At 69.4% G+C, this 1,949-nt stretch carries 2 protein-coding genes; both read right to left on the bottom strand.

All coding sequences use genetic code 11. The features are described 5' to 3' along the window. A partial coding sequence (locus AC1DZ6_RS25325; protein ID WP_477099843.1) for an MFS transporter occupies nucleotides 1-1,186 on the bottom strand: 1,186 nt, incomplete at its 3' end. Nucleotides 1,187-1,206: 20 nt separating this feature from the next. After that, a partial coding sequence (locus tag AC1DZ6_RS25320) for a TonB-dependent receptor domain-containing protein (RefSeq protein WP_477099842.1) occupies nucleotides 1,207-1,949 on the bottom strand: 743 nt, incomplete at its 5' end.

Raw genomic sequence — 1,949 nt, 5'->3', positions numbered from 1 at the left:
GCATGAAGCAGGCCGCCACGAAGATTACGCCGATTATGGCCGCGCACACCTGGAAGGTCGCGACAAAGCTGCCGAGCTGGTCACGCATCACGCCGCCGACCACCGGGCCGAGCGCCGAGACCGCGCCGACCAGGCAGACCAGCGAGAAGATCTCCAGGTTGTTCTTGCGGCCATAGTAGTTGAGCAGAAGGATGCTGACCGCCAGCACCGTCAGGCCGAACCCGACGCCCACGCCGATCGCGAACAGCGCCAGCAGCGGCCAGGTGGTGGCGTGGGCCAGGGCCAGCAGGCCGACGGCCATCATCCCTTGCGCGCCGGCCAGCAGCCAGCGCGGATCGATCCGATCGCCCAGCAGGCCGCCGCCCATCCGGGCCACCACCTGCATCAGGGACTCCAGGCTGATGGCGGCCACGGCGACGGCCGAGATCACGCCCAGCTCGTTGAAGTGGGTCGGCGCCAGGCTGACGGCGGTCACCCCGCCCAGCAGGTGGGCGAAATAGGCGGCCAGGATCACCCAGAACTGCGGGGTGGCGATGGCTTCCTTCACCGTCCAGTCGGTGGCGGTGCGATAGACCTTCGTGTTGACGGGGGCGGCCTTGATGTCCTCCGCCACGGCCTTGTCGGTCTCGACGGCGGCGGCTTCAAGCCAGGCGCGGCCGCCGACCAGGGCCGCGCACAGGGCGCCGACCACCACCGAGGCGACGGCCTGGGCCCACCAGTAGGGACGCCAGCCGCCATGGGCCAACTCCATGCCGCTGACGGCCATCCAGGGCYCGACCACGCCGCCCAGCGAGCCGATGGTGAAATAGATCCCGAACGGCAGGGCCCGCTTCTTGAACAGCATCGACAGCACATGGGTGCCGGGGATCAGGGCCATCATCTGGTAGCCCACGCCCAGCAGGGCCGTGCCGACCAGATAGACCGCCAGGCCCGGCGAGGCGGCGAGGCACGCGAAGCCCGCGACCATCACCGCCGAGCCGGCGATGATCGTGCCGCGCACCCCGATCTTGCGGATCAGGATCGCCGGCAGCTTGGACGAGGCCCCGCAGAACGCGCCCAGGAAGGTGAAGCCCAGGAAGGCGGGACCGAAGCCCCAGCCCAGCTCCTTGATCATCGCCGGCAGGACGATCCCCAGCGACGAGAAGGTTGAGGCGGTGATCAGGAACAGCAGCAGCCCGCGCCCCATCCGGGCGCGGGACGAGGGAACTAGAACTTGCGCGACAGGGTCACGCGCCACTCGCGGCCCTTGCTGGGCAGCGCGCCGAGGTTGGCGTAGCTGTCGGCGTCGGGCGTGAAGTAGAGCTTGTCGAACAGGTTCTCGATGTTGGCCGTCACCGTGTACGGCCCGTACTCGTAGTAGGCCGAGGCGTTGGCGACGTAGTAGGCCGGGTAGGTCACGGCGTTCTGGACGGTGCCCGCGGTCTTGGTCACATGGGTGACGCCCAGCGCGCCGCCGACCTTGCCCCAGGTGTAGTCGTCGCTGGTGTAGGCCCCGTACAGGCTGACCACCGACTTGGGGATCAGGGTGTAGTCGTAGTCGCCCGCGCGGCCCGGCAGGCCGGCGAAGCTCCAGACCACATAGGTGCCGCCGAAGGCTTGCGAACCGGGCACGCCGGCGGTGTAGGCCGGGATGTACTGGAACGAGGTGTCCGGGCCCTTGACCGTGGTGTGTTGGCTGTTGCCCGAGAAGGTGAAGCTGAAGTTCTCGCTGGCCAGCCAGCGGACTTCCAGCTCCACGCCCTTGGCGCGGGTGCCGGTGGGCGTGCCGGTGATGCCGGTCAGCTGGGTACGGTTCTGGCGATAGCCGGCCAGCGAGCCGACCAGCGTGCCTTGCAGCCACTGGAACTTCACCCCGGCCTCGGCCAGGTCGCTGTCCGACAGCCAGGCGCCGCTGGCGTCGGCCACGAGGCTGGCGGCCACGTCGCCGGCCTGGCTCATCTCCAGGGCCG

Source organism: Caulobacter sp. P1_B12_2 (assembly GCF_056406675.1).
This window is presented reverse-complemented; position numbering and strand designations above follow the sequence as displayed.